Annotated in this window: 18 protein-coding genes, 2 rRNA genes and 1 pseudogene; 18 read left to right on the top strand and 3 right to left on the bottom strand. The window is 48.9% G+C overall.

Annotated features, from left to right (window positions below):
- The 6 genes from ULO1_RS00430 to ULO1_RS00405 form a co-directional block, all read left to right on the top strand.
- A 23S ribosomal RNA gene (locus tag ULO1_RS00430) occupies positions 1 to 156 on the top strand; the annotation flags it as partial.
- Between the two features lie 47 nt (positions 157 to 203).
- Positions 204 to 320, top strand: a 5S ribosomal RNA gene (rrf, locus tag ULO1_RS00425).
- A gap of 207 nt (positions 321 to 527) precedes the next feature.
- Positions 528 to 1,016 carry a CtsR family transcriptional regulator gene (locus ULO1_RS00420; RefSeq protein WP_079907371.1) on the top strand — a complete coding sequence of 163 codons (489 nt, stop codon included), beginning with the start codon at positions 528 to 530 and terminating at the stop codon, positions 1,014 to 1,016.
- Positions 1,006 to 1,500, top strand: coding sequence for a UvrB/UvrC motif-containing protein (locus ULO1_RS00415; RefSeq protein WP_078666454.1), 495 nt, complete (start codon positions 1,006 to 1,008; stop codon positions 1,498 to 1,500). Before ULO1_RS00420 ends, ULO1_RS00415 begins: the two co-directional genes overlap by 11 nt.
- A gap of 1 nt (position 1,501) precedes the next feature.
- Positions 1,502 to 2,578, top strand: coding sequence for a protein arginine kinase (locus tag ULO1_RS00410; protein ID WP_078666453.1), 1,077 nt, complete (start codon positions 1,502 to 1,504; stop codon positions 2,576 to 2,578).
- Positions 2,579 to 2,603: 25 nt separating this feature from the next.
- Complete coding sequence (locus ULO1_RS00405) at positions 2,604 to 5,063, top strand: ATP-dependent Clp protease ATP-binding subunit (RefSeq protein ID WP_079932664.1); 2,460 nt, start codon at positions 2,604 to 2,606, stop codon at positions 5,061 to 5,063.
- A 21-nt stretch (positions 5,064 to 5,084) separates the two neighbouring features.
- Here ULO1_RS00405 and ULO1_RS00400 read toward each other — a convergent pair whose 3' ends face one another.
- Together ULO1_RS00400 and ULO1_RS14635 are read right to left on the bottom strand one after the other, a co-directional pair.
- A complete protein-coding gene (locus tag ULO1_RS00400) occupies positions 5,085 to 5,621 on the bottom strand; it encodes a hypothetical protein (RefSeq protein WP_079932661.1) in 537 nt (178 codons plus the stop codon).
- A gap of 45 nt (positions 5,622 to 5,666) precedes the next feature.
- The gene (locus tag ULO1_RS14635) at positions 5,667 to 5,834 is read right to left on the bottom strand and encodes a hypothetical protein (protein WP_159446799.1); all 168 of its coding nucleotides are present in this window, start codon (positions 5,832 to 5,834) and stop codon (positions 5,667 to 5,669) included.
- Positions 5,835 to 6,468: 634 nt separating this feature from the next.
- Here ULO1_RS14635 and radA point away from each other — a divergent pair.
- Both radA and disA read left to right on the top strand, forming a co-directional pair.
- Positions 6,469 to 7,827 (top strand): DNA repair protein RadA, encoded by a 1,359-nt coding sequence (radA, locus tag ULO1_RS00395; RefSeq protein WP_079932658.1) that lies wholly within the window; start codon positions 6,469 to 6,471, stop codon positions 7,825 to 7,827.
- Positions 7,824 to 8,885: a DNA integrity scanning diadenylate cyclase DisA gene (gene disA, locus ULO1_RS00390; RefSeq protein WP_078666446.1), complete on the top strand. Its 1,062-nt coding sequence runs from the start codon at positions 7,824 to 7,826 to the stop codon at positions 8,883 to 8,885. Before radA ends, disA begins: the two co-directional genes overlap by 4 nt.
- Positions 8,886 to 8,927: 42 nt before the next feature.
- On the opposite strand, the gene ULO1_RS00385 is transcribed toward disA, so the two are convergent.
- Positions 8,928 to 9,323 carry a DUF1573 domain-containing protein gene (locus ULO1_RS00385; RefSeq protein WP_078666445.1) on the bottom strand — a complete coding sequence of 132 codons (396 nt, stop codon included), beginning with the start codon at positions 9,321 to 9,323 and terminating at the stop codon, positions 8,928 to 8,930.
- 207 nt (positions 9,324 to 9,530) lie between these two features.
- Between ULO1_RS00385 and ULO1_RS00380 the strand changes: the two genes are divergently transcribed.
- From ULO1_RS00380 to ULO1_RS00335, 10 genes and pseudogenes are all read left to right on the top strand, one after another.
- Entirely contained in the window at positions 9,531 to 10,007 is a 477-nt protein-coding gene (locus tag ULO1_RS00380) for a CarD family transcriptional regulator (RefSeq protein ID WP_078666444.1), read from the top strand.
- Positions 10,008 to 10,073: 66 nt separating this feature from the next.
- Positions 10,074 to 11,204, top strand: coding sequence for a PIN/TRAM domain-containing protein (locus tag ULO1_RS00375; protein WP_079932655.1), 1,131 nt, complete (start codon positions 10,074 to 10,076; stop codon positions 11,202 to 11,204).
- Positions 11,191 to 11,898 carry a 2-C-methyl-D-erythritol 4-phosphate cytidylyltransferase gene (gene ispD / locus ULO1_RS00370; RefSeq protein WP_078666442.1) on the top strand — a complete coding sequence of 236 codons (708 nt, stop codon included), beginning with the start codon at positions 11,191 to 11,193 and terminating at the stop codon, positions 11,896 to 11,898. Before ULO1_RS00375 ends, ispD begins: the two co-directional genes overlap by 14 nt.
- Positions 11,899 to 11,914: 16 nt before the next feature.
- On the top strand, positions 11,915 to 12,382 hold the full coding sequence (ispF, locus tag ULO1_RS00365; RefSeq protein ID WP_078666456.1) for a 2-C-methyl-D-erythritol 2,4-cyclodiphosphate synthase: 468 nt from the start codon (positions 11,915 to 11,917) through the stop codon (positions 12,380 to 12,382).
- A 37-nt stretch (positions 12,383 to 12,419) separates the two neighbouring features.
- The gene (gene gltX / locus ULO1_RS00360) at positions 12,420 to 13,868 is read left to right on the top strand and encodes a glutamate--tRNA ligase (RefSeq protein ID WP_079932652.1); all 1,449 of its coding nucleotides are present in this window, start codon (positions 12,420 to 12,422) and stop codon (positions 13,866 to 13,868) included.
- A 278-nt stretch (positions 13,869 to 14,146) separates the two neighbouring features.
- Positions 14,147 to 14,812: a serine O-acetyltransferase gene (gene cysE / locus ULO1_RS00355; protein ID WP_078666440.1), complete on the top strand. Its 666-nt coding sequence runs from the start codon at positions 14,147 to 14,149 to the stop codon at positions 14,810 to 14,812.
- Positions 14,793 to 16,190, top strand: a complete 1,398-nt coding sequence (gene cysS / locus ULO1_RS00350) for a cysteine--tRNA ligase (protein ID WP_079932649.1) — start codon at positions 14,793 to 14,795, stop codon at positions 16,188 to 16,190. Before cysE ends, cysS begins: the two co-directional genes overlap by 20 nt.
- A 2-nt stretch (positions 16,191 to 16,192) precedes the next feature.
- A complete protein-coding gene (locus ULO1_RS00345) occupies positions 16,193 to 16,570 on the top strand; it encodes a Mini-ribonuclease 3 (protein ID WP_242946656.1) in 378 nt (125 codons plus the stop codon).
- A gap of 1 nt (position 16,571) precedes the next feature.
- Positions 16,572 to 17,324: an FAD-dependent thymidylate synthase gene (gene thyX, locus ULO1_RS00340; protein WP_078666437.1), complete on the top strand. Its 753-nt coding sequence runs from the start codon at positions 16,572 to 16,574 to the stop codon at positions 17,322 to 17,324.
- Positions 17,325 to 17,422: 98 nt separating this feature from the next.
- A pseudogene (locus ULO1_RS00335) lies at positions 17,423 to 17,782 on the top strand (IS200/IS605 family accessory protein TnpB-related protein); the annotation flags it as partial.

Below are 17,782 nucleotides of genomic sequence, written 5' to 3'. Positions count from 1 at the left end.
CTGAAAGCATCTAAGCGCGAAGTCCACCTCAAGATAAGATTTCCCACTGGGAAAACCAGGTAAGACCCCTGGAAGAAGACCAGGTAGATAGGCCGGGAGTGTAAGAGCCGTAAGGCTTTGAGCGGACCGGTACTAATAGGTCGAGGTCTTAACCTCAAAAGAACTCTGTGCGGTTTTGAGGGAGCAATCCCTGAAGAGAATAGTCCGGTGGCAATGGCGGTGGGGCAACACCCGTACCCATACCGAACACGGCAGTTAAGCCCACCAGCGCCGATGGTACTTGGACCGCAGGGTCCTGGGAGAGTAGGTCGCTGCCGGACACGAACTAACCCATCAAGCAGAAATGCTTGGTGGGTATTTTATTTGTGACAATAAAAAATGAAAAACAAAGAAATAATGAGAAATATAGCAAATGAGAGGGATATTGTTGCATGAATTGTATTAAAGGATAATTTTACAAATTGAAAGTCAAAGAAAGTCAAAGTAAAATCAAGATAGCGGGGCATACTAGAGGTGGAGGTGATAGTATGAGTTCTCTTAGTGATTATATTGAGCAATATATCATGGAGAAACTTGCAGCAGCTGGAGGAGCGGTTGAATTACAGCGCAATGAACTGGCAGCCAGATTTAATTGTGTGCCTTCGCAAATCAATTATGTAATCAGTACCCGGTTTACGAGGGAGCGAGGATTTATCGTAGAAAGCCGCCGGGGCGGTGGTGGATATATACGAATCTTGAGAATACAGTTGCCTGAGGAAAATAAGCTGCTTACTGAGCTTGACCACTTTGTAGGATCGCAGATTAGCCAGCGCCAGGCGGAGGATATTATTTATCGTCTTGCCAACGACGGAATAATAAATACCAGAGAAATGGCTATCTTGCTCAGCATCCTTGATCGGCAAACTCTGGATATGCGTTTACCGGAGCGCGATATGTGGCGAGCACGGTTATTAAAAGCTGCATTGCTGGGATTAATAAAACATGTGACCAAAGGGGGTTATGATGATGATCTGTGAACGTTGTCATGCTAAACCGGCTACCGTACATGTTACGAAAATAATCAATGGTGAAAAGACTGAACTGAATTTATGTCAGCAGTGTGCCAGTGAACTGGGGGAGTTTAAATTTGGGCAAACAGATTTCTTCAATTTGCTCGGAGGAGTTTTCAAGGAATTAACAGTTCCGAAAAGGAGTGAGACTGGCCACCAGTGCCCCAATTGTGGCATGACTTACGCTGAATTTGCTCAGGGAGGGCTTTTTGGTTGCAGTCAGTGCTATGAGGCTTTTAGCCACCAGGTGGATAATGTGGTGCGCCAAATTCATGGGGCCCCCCGGCATACAGGCAAGGTACCAGCTCGACGGGGTGGTAGTTTGAAAATTAAGCGCGAAATTGAGAAGTTACGTCAGGAACTGCAGCAAGCAGTGGCTCGTGAAGAGTTTGAAAAAGCAGCTAAGTTGCGAGATCAAATTAGGGAACTAGAACAGCGGGAGGTGAAATAATATGTCCCTCAGGGATATCATTAATAATGCGTTAAGTCGCTGGATGAATGGTAAAGGTCCGGAAGGGGATATAGTCCTCAGTTCCCGGGTTCGGTTGGCCCGTAACCTGGAAGGTACTCCTTTTCCGCATCGGATGCAGGAGGAAGATGGAAATAAAGTTTTAGCTGGTGTCAGACTGGCGGTAGAAAAAATGAATAATGAAAAGAAATGGCCAAAACTTGAGTTTACCCGTCTGGATGAATTGTCTCCGAATGAACGGGAAATCCTGGTGGAAAAACATTTAATCAGTCCCCAGCACGCCACCAAAAGCCGTTTTGGGGCTGTCGTCCTCAGTGATGATGAAACCATAAGCATTATGGTTAATGAAGAGGATCATCTGCGCTTGCAAGTTTTGCTACCAGGTTTGAAAGTCACTGAAGCCTGGGAGTTGGCTAATAAATTGGATGACGGGCTGGAACAGACTCTGGATATAGCCTATGATGAAAAAAGAGGCTATTTGACTGCCTGTCCGACCAATGTCGGTACTGGCTTAAGGGCATCAGTGATGATGCACTTGCCCGGTCTGGTACTGACAAAACAAATTGGCGGTTTGGTCAATGCTATTGGCCAGTTTGGGCTGACGGTCCGGGGCCTCTACGGTGAAGGAACAGAAGCAGCCGGAAACATATTCCAGATTTCTAACCAGATTACTCTGGGGCGCAGTGAAGAAGAAATTATTAACAACCTGCTGGCGGTAGTTAAACAGATTATCCAGCAGGAACGGCAAGCCCGGGAAAGATTGCGCCAAGAATGGGGCGAACAGCTCAGTGATAAAATCTGGCGCAGCTATGGCATACTAAGATATGCCCAGATGATTACCTCCCAGGAGGCCATTAACTTGTTATCCAATGTGCGCCTGGGTGTGGATCTGGGCTTGTTACAGGGAGTGGAATCTACTGTTTTGAATGAGCTGATGGTACTAATGCGTCCGGCTTATTTGCAAAAACTGGCCGGGAAAGAATTATCCCCGATGGAGCGAGATGTTCGCCGGGCCAAACTGATCAGGGAAAGACTAAAACTGTGTGAAGTGAAAGATTAAAAGGATTAAATGGAGGTGGTTAAAGATGTTTAACAGGTTTACTGAAAGGGCACAAAAGGTATTGTTGCTGGCTCAGGAAGAAGCAAGGCGTCTAAATGTTAACTATGTTGGCACTGAACAATTGCTTTTAGGCCTGATTCGTGAAGGAGAAGGAATTGCAGCCAGAGCTTTGGAAGCAATGGGTATTAGTTTAGAACAAGTGAGGAAAGAAGTAGAAGAGTTGACAGGACGGGGAGAAGGGCCAGCTCATGGAGCGATAGCCTTAACTCCTCGTGCCAAAAAGGTGCTGGAATTAGCCTTTGAGGAAGCGCGTAACCTGGGTCATAACTACATTGGTACAGAACATATTTTACTGGGATTAATCAAAGAGGGAGAAGGAGTAGCAGCCCAGGTATTACAGAGTATGGGTGCTGACTTGCAAAAAGTAAGAGAACAGGTATTGTTGCTTTTAAGTGGCCATGGAGCTGCTCCTGGAGTCAAGGCGGGAAATGGTAAAGGCAAAGCGGCTGGCGGCAAAAATGTTAAGACCCCTACCCTGGATGAATTCGGCCGGGATTTGACAGCTCTGGCCCGGGATGGCAAAATTGACCCGGTTGTGGGCAGAGATAAGGAAATTGAGCGGGTTGTGCAGGTCCTGAGCCGACGCACAAAAAACAATCCGGTGTTAATCGGTGAACCGGGGGTTGGTAAGACAGCAATTGCTGAAGGTCTGGCCCAGCGGATTATAGAAGGCAAGGTGCCGGAAACTCTGGCAGATAAACGAGTAGTAACTCTGGACTTATCTTCAGTGGTGGCTGGCTCCAAGTATCGGGGTGAGTTCGAAGAACGGCTGAAGAAAGTGATGGAGGAAATCCGGCAGGCCGGTAATATTATCCTCTTCATTGATGAACTGCATACATTAATTGGAGCCGGTGCGGCAGAGGGAGCTATCGATGCAGCCAATATCCTTAAACCGGCGTTGGCCCGGGGCGAGCTGCAGTGCATTGGTGCGACAACTCTGGACGAATATCGAAAGCATATAGAAAAGGATCCGGCTCTGGAACGTCGCTTCCAGCCCATTATGGTCAATGAACCTACGGTTGAAGAAGCCCTGGAAATCCTGAAGGGCTTGCGGGATCGCTATGAAGCTCACCATCGGGTAAAAATCTCCGATGAAGCTCTGGAGGCAGCAGTCAAGCTGTCCGACCGCTATATTACTGACCGTTTCCTGCCCGATAAGGCTATCGACCTGATCGATGAGGCTGCTTCCCGGGTTAGGTTGCAGACCTATATTGCACCGCCGGATTTGAAAGATAAGGAACAGGAACTGGAAAATATCCGCAAGGAAAAAGAAGCGGCGGTGTTGGCCCAGGAGTTTGAAAAAGCTGCTGAACTGCGGGATAAGGAACAGCAGTTGCGCCAGGAACTGGAGGATTTGAAACAGAACTGGCAGCGGCAACGGAATCAGGGCGAAGGGGCTACCGTAACAGCTGATGAAATCGCTCATATCGTAGCCAGCTGGACCGGCATTCCGGTGAAGAAACTGGCTGAGGAAGAAAGTGATCGCCTGTTGAAAATGGAGGAAATTCTGCATCAACGGGTAATCGGTCAGGAAGAGGCGGTGTCAGCAGTGGCCAGGGCCATCCGGCGGGCAAGAGCCGGGCTAAAGGATCCCAAGCGACCTATCGGTTCCTTCATCTTCCTGGGCCCCACCGGTGTCGGTAAGACGGAGCTGGCCAAAGCCCTGGCAGAGGCCCTGTTTGGGGATGAAGATGCCATGATCCGCCTGGATATGTCCGAATATATGGAAAAGCACACCGTGGCCCGGCTGGTGGGGGCCCCTCCCGGATATGTGGGTTATGATGAAGGGGGCCAGCTGACTGAAGCGGTACGACGTAAGCCCTACTCAGTGGTATTGCTGGATGAAATGGAAAAAGCCCATCCCGATGTATTCAATGTCCTGTTACAGGTGCTGGAAGATGGCCGCCTCACCGACGGTAAAGGGCGGACGGTAGACTTCCGCAACACGGTGGTAATCATGACCTCCAATGTGGGAGCCAACCTGATCAAGAAGGAAGCCTCCCTGGGCTTTAAAGCCGGAGAAGCTGAAGATAAGCGAGATGCTTATGAGAAAATGAAGGATAAGCTGATGGACCAGTTGAAGCACACTTTCCGGCCGGAGTTCCTGAACCGAATTGATGAAATTATCGTTTTCCACCCGCTGGAGGAAGAACATATCCAGCAAATCGTAGATTTGATGCTGGCTGCCTTGAACAAGCGCTTGCAGGACTTCGGCGTACAGGTTGAAGTGACACCGGCAGCCAAAGAAGTGCTGGTGAAGAAGGGCTATGATCCTGCCTTTGGGGCAAGGCCCTTGCGCCGGGCTATCCAGCGTATGGTGGAAGACCAGTTGTCAGAAGAACTGCTGAAAGGGACCTTTGCCTTAGGGGATACCGTTATCGTAGATGCGGAAGACGGCAAGCTGACCTTCAGAAAAAAGGCTTAAAGAGTTACAGCCGGCGGTTATTTACCGCCGGCTGTGTCTTGCTATTTCTTCATATAGTTTATCTTTATCCATGGAGCGGGCTGGTTCTGGATTTTCTGCCTTAAAAAAGCCAAGTTTAAATTGACCTTGCCAACCAGTTAAGACAGCATACTTATCTTCTTCCGGAGAGTAATGCAAAAAGAGTAGATATTTTTTGCCAGGTTCCATTATTTCAACTTTGTCCAGTTTTCTGGTAACACCATTATATACACCCCCGTCCTGTTCAATGATTATCTTATTTCTTGATTTAGGCTCTGAACCTTTATACCACTTTGAGACATTGAAATAGACATCTGTAGCAATATCTAGCTCATCAAAACGCGGGTAGGATTTTATTGATTCAGCCTCTCCTTCGACAATTACATCGGCATCTTCTACCAGGGATTTTATATCAGGATAATATTTAACCCAGCTAGCATAAGACATAATCATAGGTTTTTTTGAATCCTCAGAACTAATAATACCTGATACTATTAGTAAGCTCAGCAACCCAATAAATAATAATGGTTTAGCCTTCATCGTTCACATCTCCTTATAGTTCCACCGGCTGTAACTGTTGCCAGGCTATATTAATAGTTTCTTTAAAATGTAATCCAATTTCCAAAATAGTCCTGGCATAAAATCTTTTTTTGGATTTGCAATTAAATGTTCATCAGCTGAGGGATCAGCTAGAAACACTAATTTATTTGCTGCTAATTCTTTTAAATTCTTATTTGGTACATAAGCAACCATTCCGATAAATCCTTTTAAATACTACTTTATGACTGAGAATCATTTCTTTTAAAAACTGCTTATCTATAATTTCATCCTTAGTGGGTTCTAACGAAATGGTTGCTCTTAGCCCGGTATCTTCTTCAATAGCTCTTGCAATTATGTGATTTACCTTTAATTGATAAACGTTTACCAGGTTAACCAGTTGATTTTCATTCAAAGGTTTAATAAAAGTAATTGTAACTAAAATATTTTCTTTTGCTTTACATCTTGATAAGCATTAATTGGATTAAATTTTGGCTTATTTATCTCTGCATTGGTAATCGCAAAACATGTTACAAGTATTACAGTCAAAATAAAAATTAAGCTTAAAATTATTTATAAAGAAGCGTGGCCTGTCGTTGGAACGGCTTGTGGAAGGTATAGGAGTTACGAAAGGAGCAATGAAAGCAGGAACACAGATATTGATTAGGGCACTCTAAACCAATTATAACTTACTAAAAAAGAAAAATCAACTAATATTTACCATATGAATTTAACCAATCCCGTTTCAATTTGACAAAACCAGAGACAATTTTTACCGCTCATCCTTCTTGTTAGCAAGAGTAAAACAATGGTATAATATTATGGTATCAGGAAACAGGGAGGCCGGGCCTTGAAACGGGAAAAAACGCGGTATGTTTGCCAGAATTGCGGTCAGGTGGAACTGCGCTGGCTGGGACGCTGTCCTGGTTGCGGTGAGTGGAATAGCCTGGTGGAGGAAGTGCGTCAGGAAACCAGAACAGCAACAAGTGGAAAAAAGATCATTCCGGTGCCGCTGCCCCAGATCAAAACAGAGAAGCAGGAACGGGCTGCTACCGGTCTGGCTGAGCTGGACCGGGTGTTAGGAGGTGGACTGGTGCGGGGTTCCCTGGTGCTGGTAGGAGGTGACCCCGGTATCGGTAAATCCACTTTGCTTCTGCAGGCAGCTGGATATCTGGCCCAAAAGGGCCCGGTGTTGTATATTTCTGCGGAAGAGTCGCTGAGCCAGTTGCGGATGCGGGCGGAACGGCTGGGAGTGGAGGGGCCGCAGGTGCTGGCAGCGGCGGAAAACTGCCTGGAGGATATCCTGACGGCAGTAGATGCCGGCCAGGATTGGCAGGCGGTGATTATCGATTCCATCCAGACCGTGCACAGCCGGGAAATTACCTCCGCTCCGGGCAGTGTCAGTCAGGTGCGGCATTGTACCGGACTCTTGCTGGATCTGGCCAAGGGCAGGGAGATTGCCACTCTGATTGTAGGTCATGTCACAAAAGAAGGAGCTCTGGCGGGACCGCGGGTACTTGAGCATATGGTGGATACTGTCCTGTATTTTGAGGGAGAACGTCACCAGAATTACCGCCTGTTGCGGGCAGTGAAAAACCGCTTTGGCTCCACCAATGAGCTGGGCCTGTTCGAAATGACCGGCAGTGGACTGATTGATGTCAGTAACCCCTCGGGGCTATTGCTGGCCCAGCGCCCTGTTGGCGAACCGGGTTCTGTGGTAGTGGTGGCTATGGAGGGCAGCCGTCCTATTCTGGTGGAAATCCAGGCTCTGATATCGCCAGGCAATCTGGCCAACCCTCGCCGCATGACCTCGGGGCTGGATTATCAGCGGGTGGCGTTGCTGCTGGCGGTGCTGGAAAAGCGCCTGGGCATGCAGTTGAGCCACATGGATGCCTTTGTTAATGTGGCTGGTGGTTTGAAGCTGACGGAACCGGCGGTGGATCTGGGGGTAGCGATAGCGCTGGCCTCCAGCTGGCGAGAGCGGTCGGTAGACCCCGAGATGGTAATTATCGGGGAAGTGGGCTTGACAGGTGAGGTGCGGCGGGTAAACCAGATGGAAAAACGCTTGCAGGAAGCCGCCAGGATCGGATTTAAACGGGCAGTGGTGCCTTCGGGGCAAAAACTGGAAGGCCCGGCCGAGTTGGAAATAATAGAAGTAGGGACGGTAGCAGAAGCATTAGACTGGTCTTTAGGGGGAATGGGCAGATGAAAGAGGAGCGGGTGGACCGCGAACTGGTACAGGCACTGAAAATAGTGGCTCCGGGCACGCCGTTGCGCGAAGGGCTGGAAAATATTCTGCGGGCTAAAACGGGCGCTTTGATTGTCGTGGGCGATTCGCCTAAAGTGATGGAAATCGTAGAGGGTGGTTTTGAAATCAACTCTGAATTCAGTCCAGCCAGTCTTTACGAACTGGCCAAAATGGATGGGGCTATTATCCTCAGCTCTGATGCCCGGCGAATTCTAGCGGCCAATACCCAGCTGGTGCCGGATTCAGCTATTCCCTCCAATGAAACCGGGATTAGACACCGGACGGCAGAAAGGGTAGCCCGGCAGACGGGAGAAATGGTAATTTCCATTTCCCAGCGTCGTAGTGTAATAACTATTTATAAAGGTAACCTTAAATATGTTCTACGGGATATTAGCGTGATTCTGGCCAAAGCCAATCAGGCCCTGCAGACGCTGGAGAAATATAAGGATGTTTTGCAAAGAGCTTTAAACAGCTTGAGTGAGCTGGAATTCAAGGATATGGTGACTCTGCATGATGTGGTCAAAGCTCTGCAGAGGACGGAAATGGTACTGCGGGTAGTGGCGGAAATTGAACGGTACATAAGTGAGCTGGGTACTGAAGGGCGTCTGGTTAAGATGCAGCTGGAGGAACTGGTGGCGGATATTGAAAATGAAGGATTGTTAATAGTCAGGGATTATCTAAATACTCCGGACAAAACTCCGGAGGAAGTGCTGCATACAATTCGCAACTGGGCGTCAGAAGACCTGCTGGATTTGGCTTTGTTGACCCGGGCCCTGGGTTATCCTGGCACGGTGGCGGCTCTGGAGCAACCGGTTACTGCCAGGGGTTATCGTATCCTTGATAAGGTACCCCGCTTACCCTGGCCGGTGATAGAAAATCTGGTGGCAACGTTTGGGCATTTACCGGCGATTTTGAAAGCAAGCATTGAAGAACTGGATGAAGTAGAAGGGATTGGCGAGGTGCGGGCACGTACCATTCAGGAAGGGTTAAAACGTTACAGGGAGCAGGTCGCCTTTTAACATAATGCAAGGAGGAGGGGAAATTCCCCTCCTCTTTGTTTATTAGCGCATATTAAAAATACTAAGGGTATTGAGCTTTTTATGTTCTTTGATAAAGCAATCATACAGGTTTATGTCCAGTATATTACAGAGAGCAGCAAGATAGAAAAGGGAACGACCAATTTCATCTTCTACAATTTCCCGGCACTGATCACAGATTTTGCCGCGCAAATGGGAATCCCGCAGCTTGCGCAAATCTTCCAGGGATGCATCAGGCGGGAGAGGGTGCTTTTCTGCTTCTACTTTGAGACAGCCGCAGTTGGTGACTGCTTTGACAACAGCCCGATTGGTGCGGGCACAACTCTCCTGGTATTTGGTGATGACATCCAGAATGCTCTGGTGGCGGATTAGCAATTCGCCGACAGTTTCCTGGAACTCATCACATAGCAAGTCCTTCATTCTGCAATCCCCTTTCAAAACAGCCACCGGTGGCTGGCTTTCTACGGTTATTATAACGGGGAGAGGCTTGTCTTGTCAATCTGACAGAAGGAAGAGCCTGGTTATTGACAAGAGAAAAATGGCTATGATATAATCACATTTTTTGACGCCCTATAAAATCCGTGTTATAATAATTAGCAATAGGCCTGTTTGAAGGGGGAAGGAAAGATGTTTAAAGTAGGAGATAAGGTGGTATACCCCATGCATGGAGCAGGCATCATTGAGTCCATCGAAGAAAAAGAAATTGGTGGCAAAAAAATCAGCTATTATGTAATGCATGTACCGGTAGGCAATATGCGGGTAATGGTTCCGGTAGAAAAGGGCCGGGCCTTAGGACTCAGAGAAGTAGTCTCCCGGCAAACAGCTGCTGAAATCATGGATTTATTACAGGAAGAGGAAAGAGAACCGATAGGGAACTGGAATTTACGCTACCGGCAGAACATGGAAAAAATCAAAAGCGGGGATGCCAGGGCAGTAGCAGAAGTAGTGCGCAGCCTGGGCTGGCGGGACCGGCAACGGGGGCTATCTACAGGGGAACGCAAAATGCTGGATACCGCTCGACAAATTCTGTTAAGCGAATTAGCCCTGGTCTGGGAGGAAGAAAAGGAAAAAATAACAGAACGCTTGGAAGAAGTTTTTGCCTGATAAAGGTAAAAACTGTATAATAATACCGGGGCCCGGGGTAAAATAGTCAGCGAAGGAGGTGATATTATGATGATGAAGATACTGCGGGCTGTCTGGATGCTGATTTTTATCGGAATCGGCGGCTTAAGCGGGCAGTATTTGCCCCTGGACCGGCTGGAGCCGGTACAGTTTTTATCCGGGCCTCTAATGTCGGTAATCATTGGCATGTTGTTGGGCCTTCTGATAGGCATCTTTCTGGCACCCTGGCTGGCTAACTGGGTGGTGAGGACGACAACCTGGCTGGAGCAGCGCTTGCAAAAAATACCTTTATCTGAAATTTTCGGCGGCGCTCTAGGACTTATTATTGGCTTACTTATTGGTATATTGCTGGGTTCGGCCTTTTCCTGGTTTCAGCCTCTGGCAACAGTGGTGAAGATAATAGGAGCCACTCTTCTGGGTTATCTGGGTATGAATATTGGGGCAAAAAAGAAAGACGAATTGTTTACCATGATTATCAGTCTGGGTAGAAAGAAAAAAGAAAGCCAGAGCCAGGTGGTTTCAGAAGGAGCTATTCCTAAAATCCTGGACACCAGTGTAATTATCGACGGCCGCATTGCCGATATTATAGAAACCGGTTTTCTGGAAGGGCCAGTGGTAGTTCCTGGCTTTGTTCTGGAAGAATTGCGCCATATCGCTGATTCCTCTGATGTGTTAAAACGCAATCGGGGCAGGCGAGGGCTGGATATATTGAACAAGATCCGGAAGGATCTGAAGGTTAAAGTAGAAGTCGTTGAAAAGGATTTTGATGATATTGCGGAAGTGGATTCCAAGCTGGTCCGTCTGGCCCAGCAGCTTAATGGCAAAATCATTACCAATGACTTTAATCTCAACAAAGTGGCTGAATTGCAGGGAGTTCTGGTTTTAAATATCAATGAACTGGCCAATGCGGTTAAGCCTATGGTCTTGCCTGGAGAGGAAATGAATGTGCAAATTGTTAAGGATGGCAAAGAAACCGGGCAGGGCGTAGGTTATCTGGAAGATGGGACTATGATTGTTGTCGATGGTGGGAAACGCCACATTGGGCAAAACGTTATTGTAGTAGTAACCAGTGTCTTGCAGACAGCAGCGGGGAGAATGATTTTTGCCCGTCCCAAACTGGAGATAAAAGAAGATGATGCTAATCGAACCAAGCTCAACGAGGTGAATGCCATTGGTTAAAGCTGCGGCGATTATTCCAGCCGCGGGCCAGGGCAAAAGAATGGGCAACCAGCTGAACAAGCAGTTTCTTAGCTTGGGCGGGTTGCCCCTTTTATTGCATACTTGTACAGCTCTGGCTCAGGTGCTGGAACTAGAGCAAATGATTGTAGTTGCCCGACCGGGAGAGGAAGAGGAAATTGCGAGGGTATTATCTCCTCTCATTCGGAAGGAGCGCGAACGCTGGCTGATTGTCAGTGGCGGGGAGGAAAGGCAGCATTCTGTCTGGAATGGCCTGCAACAAGTTCCTCCAGAGCTTGCCCTGGTAGCTGTCCATGATGGAGCCAGGCCGTTGATCACCCCGGAGATTGTCCGCTCAGCCCTGCAGATGGCACAGGAGACAGGAGCGGTAGTTGTAGGCGTGCCGGTAAAAGATACGATCAAAACAGTGGATGAACAGGGCCTAATTATCGGAACTCCAGAACGGAAAAGGCTGTGGGCAGTACAGACTCCCCAGGTTTTTCGCCGGGACTGGTTACTGGCTGCTTATCAACAGGCCTGGCAAGAAGGTTTTCTGGGGACCGATGATGCTGCTTTAGTGGAACGAGCAGGCTATCCGGTGCGAATGCTGCAAGGGGACTATGCCAATCTGAAAATTACCACTCCGGAAGACTTAATTCTAGCCGAGGCTTTATTGCAGGCAAGGGGAGGTATGTAGTTTGTTCAGGGTAGGTATGGGTTATGATGTTCACCGGCTGGTGGTAGATAGGGAACTGATTATTGGCGGAATAAAGATACCCTATGAGAAAGGGTTGCTGGGCCACTCTGATGCGGACGTCCTGTTACACGCTATTATGGATGCTCTGCTGGGGGCAGTAGCGGCAGGGGATATCGGCAAACACTTTCCTGATAGTGATGTTAAGTGGAGGGGGGCTGATAGTGGTCGCCTGCTGGCCAGAGTGAGGGAAATTGTTGAGGAAAGAGGCTACCAGGTCAACAATGTGGATGGAACCATTGTTGCTCAGAAGCCTAAAATGGCCCCTTATATCCCGGCTATGCGGGAAAAGGTTGCTACTATCCTGGGAATAGAGGCAGAGCAGGTGAATATCAAGGCCACCACTACTGAAGGGCTGGGCTTTACTGGAACGGGGGAAGGGATTGCGGCTTATGCCGTTGTCACAGTCGCAAAAAGAATGGTATAATAAAGCGAATCAGGCAGAAATGAGGAGGTAACTGCACATGACCACACCGATGCGGGTAAGATTTGCCCCCAGTCCTACGGGGCCTTTACATATTGGCGGCGCCCGTTCTGCTTTGTTTAACTGGCTGATGGCCAGAAAAACCGGGGGCCAGTTTATTGTTCGGATTGAAGATACAGACCTGGAGCGGTCTAGCCGGGAATCAGAACAAAATATCCTTGCCTCCTTACGCTGGTTAGGATTAAACTGGGATGAGGGGATTGAGGTAGGTGGTCCCCATGGTCCGTACCGGCAAACAGAGAGATTGGATTTGTATCGGGAAGCAGCGGAAAAGCTTCTGGCCCAGGGGCAGGCCTACTATTGCTATTGCTCGGAAGAGGAGCTGGAAGCCGAACGGGAACAGCTGCTGGCTAAAGGGGAGTTGCCCCGTTATCTGGGTAAATGCCGTCACCTGACTCCGGTAGAGCGGGCGGCCAAAGAGGCTGAGGGTGTCAAGCCTGTGATCCGCTTCCGGGTTCCGGGAGGGGAAAAGGTGGTCATCGATGATCTGGTTCGGGGCCAGGTGGTATTTGAAACCGATGGAATTGGCGATTTTGTTATCGTTAAATCCGATGGCATTCCCACCTATAATTTTGCGGTGGTAATTGATGACTCTACCATGGAGATTACCCATGTCATTCGGGGGGAAGAACATCTTTCCAATACACCCCGTCAGATTCTGCTTTATCAGGCCCTGGGGCTTAAGTCCCCTCAGTTTGCCCATGTTTCCCTGATTCTGGGCAAGGACCGGACCAAAATGTCCAAACGCCATGGTTCGACGGCAGTTGAGCAATATAAGAAAATGGGCTATTTACCGGAAGCTCTGGTCAATTTCCTGGTTTTATTGGGCTGGGCTCCCCAGGGTGAGAATGAAATTTTCTCCCTGGAAGAGCTTATTCAGGAGTTTTCGCTGGATCGAGTGGCCAAAAGCCCGGCGGTCTTTGATATGGACAAGTTAAATTATCTCAATGGCTATTATATCCGCCACAGCGCCCCGGAACGGATTGCTGAGCTGGCACGACCTTTCCTGGTCGAAGCCGGGTTAAATCCACCGGAAGGGGAAAAATATCTCTGGCTCATACAGGCCGTACAGGAGCGCATCAATTGTCTGGCCGAAGTGGTAGAGGCAGTACAGGTATTTTACCAGGATGAAGTAAAGTTTGAAGATGAGGCAGCCAGGGAGGTCCTGAAACAGGAACAGGTTCCGGCGGTACTGGCAGCATTGCTGCATAAGCTGGAAGAAAACCCGGCTCCTACTCCGGAAGAGGCCAAAGGGGTACTGAAAACCTTGACCAAAGAGCTGAAACTAGGCGGCAAACAGGTTTACATGCCGATTCGGATCGCGCTTACTGGTCAGGCCCATGGCCCGGAACTATATTTCCTGCTGGCTATTCTGGGCTATAGTGGAGTGAAAAAGCGACTGGATAGTTTAAGGGTTGACGTTGGCTAGGCAGACTTTTATAATTATTTGTATCAACTAAAAAATGAGCGATGAAGAGGAAGAGTAGGCAGGAAAGGGATTCGCCAGAGAGGGATGTCAAGGCTGGAAGCATCCTGAATTCCTCCTGTTGAAGTGCGCCTTGGAGCTTTCCGGCTGGTCACCGTTAGCTGACCGAAAGAGGTGGGCGAGGGTTTTTCCTTGCCAACCAGAGTGGAACCGCGGAGGGAAACCTTCGTCTCTGGATAGGAGACGAAGGTTTTTATAATGTTTGTGAGGGGGGATAGGCTGTGTTCTTTCAACAGTTGAAGCGCGACATTGAAGCAGTATTCGAACGGGATCCGGCAGCAAAATCTGTGTGGGAGGTTATCCTCTGTTATCCCGGATTCCATGCCATTCAGTTTCACCGGGTTGCCCACTGGCTGTATAAGAAAAACTGGGTGGTACTGGCCCGCTTTATCTCCCAGCTTTCCCGTTTTCTTACCGGGATTGAGATCCATCCAGGGGCCAAAATCGGCCAGGGATTGTTTATCGACCATGGTATGGGGGTAGTGATTGGTGAGACAGCGGAAATAGGCGATAATGTTACCATATATCAAGGGGTAACCTTGGGTGGCACCGGTAAGGAAAAAGGCAAGCGTCACCCCACCATTGGCAATAATGTGGTAATCAGCGCTGGGGCCAAAGTGCTGGGTTCCTTTACTGTCGGTGATAATTCCAAAATCGGGGCAGGAGCAGTAGTAGTGAAACCTGTACCGCCTAACTGTACAGTAGTCGGGGTCCCAGGACGGGTAGTAATCCGGGAAGGACAACGGGTGGATGACTTGCTCCATGACCAGATTCCTGACCCGGTAGCGGAAATGTTGCAATGCTTGCAGCGCAAGATTGAGATGCTGGAAAACAGGATTGCGCAGCTGGAAGGGAGAGAACAAGGTCGTGACCATCAAAATCTATAATACCATGACCAGACAGAAAGAGGATTTTCAACCCCGGTCACCGGGGAAGGTACGTATGTATGTTTGCGGACCTACCACTTATAATTTTATCCATCTGGGTAATGCCCGGCCTTTGATAGTCTTTGATGCGGTGCGTCGCTATCTGGAATATCGGGGCTATGAAGTAATATTTGTACAGAACTTTACTGATATCGATGACAAAATCATTAAAAGGGCCCAGGAAACAGGGGAGGATGCCCTGCAGCTTTCTGCTCGTTATATCAATGAATTTTTTAAAGATGCCCAGGCACTAGGAGTCAAGCCTGCTACCCATCATCCCAAAGTAACGGAGCACATTCCGGAAATCATTGAAATGATTGCCGGGTTGATTGAAAAAGGCTTTGCCTATGAGGTAGATGGGGATGTATATTATGCTGTTGAAAAGTTTGCCTCCTATGGTAAACTTTCCGGCCGCAGCCTGGAGGATATGCAGGCAGGGGCCAGGGTAGAGGTGGATGAGCGCAAGCGCCACCCCATGGATTTTGCTCTCTGGAAAAAAGCCAAACCGGGAGAACCTTCCTGGCCCAGTCCCTGGGGTGAGGGAAGGCCGGGCTGGCATATTGAATGCTCGGTGATGTCCTTGAAATATCTGGGAGCAGAGTTCGATATTCATGGCGGTGGTTTTGACCTGATCTTCCCCCATCATGAAAATGAGATTGCTCAGTCCGAGGCTTATCTGGGAGAGCCTTTTGCTCGTTACTGGATGCATAATGGTTTTATTACTGTAAAGGAAGAAAAAATGTCCAAATCTCTGGGCAATTTCTTTACTGTCCGGGAGATATTACAGCATTTTTCCGGCCAGGTCGTCCGTTTCTTCATGCTTTCCAGCCACTACCGCAACCCGTTGGATTACAGTCCGGAAAAACTGGAAGAAGCGAAAAAGGGCCTGGAGCGCTTGAGCAATGCCCTGGCTAATGGGCAGGAATACAGTAATGGTGTGAATGGGATAATGTCTGAGGAAGCTGCTGCGGCCAGGGAAGAATTTATCCAGGCAATGGATGATGATTTTAATACCGCTCTGGCTTTGAGTGTGCTCTTTGAACTGGCCCGGCAGATCAATGCCGGGGTTGCGGCCGGGGAAGAAAAGGAGAAAATCGCCGGCCTTACCGGGGTGCTGGCTGAACTGGCCCAGGTACTGGGACTGGAATTGAAGGCAGGGGAAAAAGCTGAGGCGGATGCCGGTCTCTTGAAGGAGCTGGTAGACTTCCTGTTGTTATTGCGTCAGGAGGCCCGGGCCCGCAAAGACTGGACTACCGCGGATGCTATTCGCAACAAACTAGGGGATCTGGGGATTATTGTTGAAGATACTCCCAACGGTCCGCGCTGGAAGAGGAAATGAGTATGGAGCTGCCATCATCACTGGTTTTAGCCTATCTTGGGGATGCTGTTTACGAATTACTGGTACGACGGTATCTGGTAAAAGAAAAGGGCCTGGCTAAGGTGAATTGGCTGCATAAAGCAGCGGTAGATTTTGTGAAAGCGGAAGCCCAGTCCCGCTTTTTGCGCGGGCTGGACCCTCTCTTGACCGAGGAGGAAAAAGCTATTGTCCGGCGTGGTCGGAATACCAGTTCTCAGCCACCCCGCCATGTGGATGTGGTGGCTTATCGTCATGCTACAGCTCTGGAGTGTTTGTTTGGCTATTTACATCTAAAAGGTGAAGAAGAACGGATAGAGGAGCTTTTCCGTGAGATCGTACGCCTGGCTGAGGAGGATTTATAAAATGCCGCAAGCGGAAATGAAAGTTTATCTGTTGCGTTACACCCCTGTACCGGAAGAAATTATTGCTCTGGCGGCTAAGTTATGTTATTCGGCTGCGGATATGACTGAACTGGCCCAGGGGATTGCAGAAAGGGATCAGCAGCCTTTTCTGCAAAAACTTATGGAGCTTGAACATTTATCTCCGATTGAGCATGCAGTGTTCACCTTTGGAGTAGAAGGAGTATCCCGGGCGCTACTGGCTCAGATTACCCGACATCGTATTGCCAGCTTTTCTGTTAAATCCCAGCGTTATGTGGGAGAGGCGGATTTTTGCTACATTATTCCTCCTCGCATTCAGGAACTGGGGCCGGAGGCAGTAGCGGAATTTGAGCGGCAGATGGCCCAGATCAACCAGTGGTACAGATACTGGCAGGAAAGGCTGGGAGGTAACAAGGAAGCCAGCAATGAGGATGCCCGCTTTGTCCTGCCCAATGCGGCAGAGACCAAGTTTGTGGTGACCATGAATGCGCGGGAATTATTGCATTTCTTTAGTTTGCGTTGTTGCAATCGGGCCCAGTGGGAGATCCGTGCTTTGGCAGAGCGCATGCTGGCTCTGGTCAAAGAGGTAGCCCCGGTCTTATTTGCCCAGGCTGGGCCTGGTTGTTTAAGGGGGCCTTGTCCGGAAGGGGCTATGACCTGTGGTCAGGCGGCCCGGGTTCGGGCTAGCTATCTGGGCAAAGGAGGTATGCAGCAGCTTCAGAAAACTAGACTATAATTGATTGTATTTAACTGTTTTGCTACATTAAAAGTATTGAACTATTATCCATTGGAGAAGCAGCAAAGTCCGGCAGGGTTTCGGGGAGCTGATCAGGAATGCCAGAGAAACACGAGAAGAACAAATTTAGCATAACTGTGTGCGGGGAGTTTTTTCCGGAGATTTACCCGACTCACCGGTCTTCGAAGTGGAGCCGGGGCGAAGAAGACCCGCTGACTACGGAGATGCGTTTCTTCTGTGCCTGTATGCGGTGGGCCTTTAACCGGCTCCTGGAAGGTGCTTCCCGCCGTGAAATCAAGAAGTCAGGACAAGAACTTTTTGGGCTGAACTCCCGCTATGCGGATGATGCCAGACTTAAAGCACAGGCCCTGCTGGACTCCCAAACAGAACTGCTGAAGTTAGAAAATGAAGAAACAGAAGAGAAACTGGGCCGGGCCAGGAAGAAGCTCAGCCTGGCT

It is taken from the genome of Carboxydocella sp. ULO1, from assembly GCF_002049255.1.
In the GTDB taxonomy this organism is placed as follows: domain Bacteria; phylum Bacillota.
The sequence above is the reverse complement of the archived record's forward strand: the minus strand, read 5'-3'. Positions and strand labels throughout refer to the sequence as shown.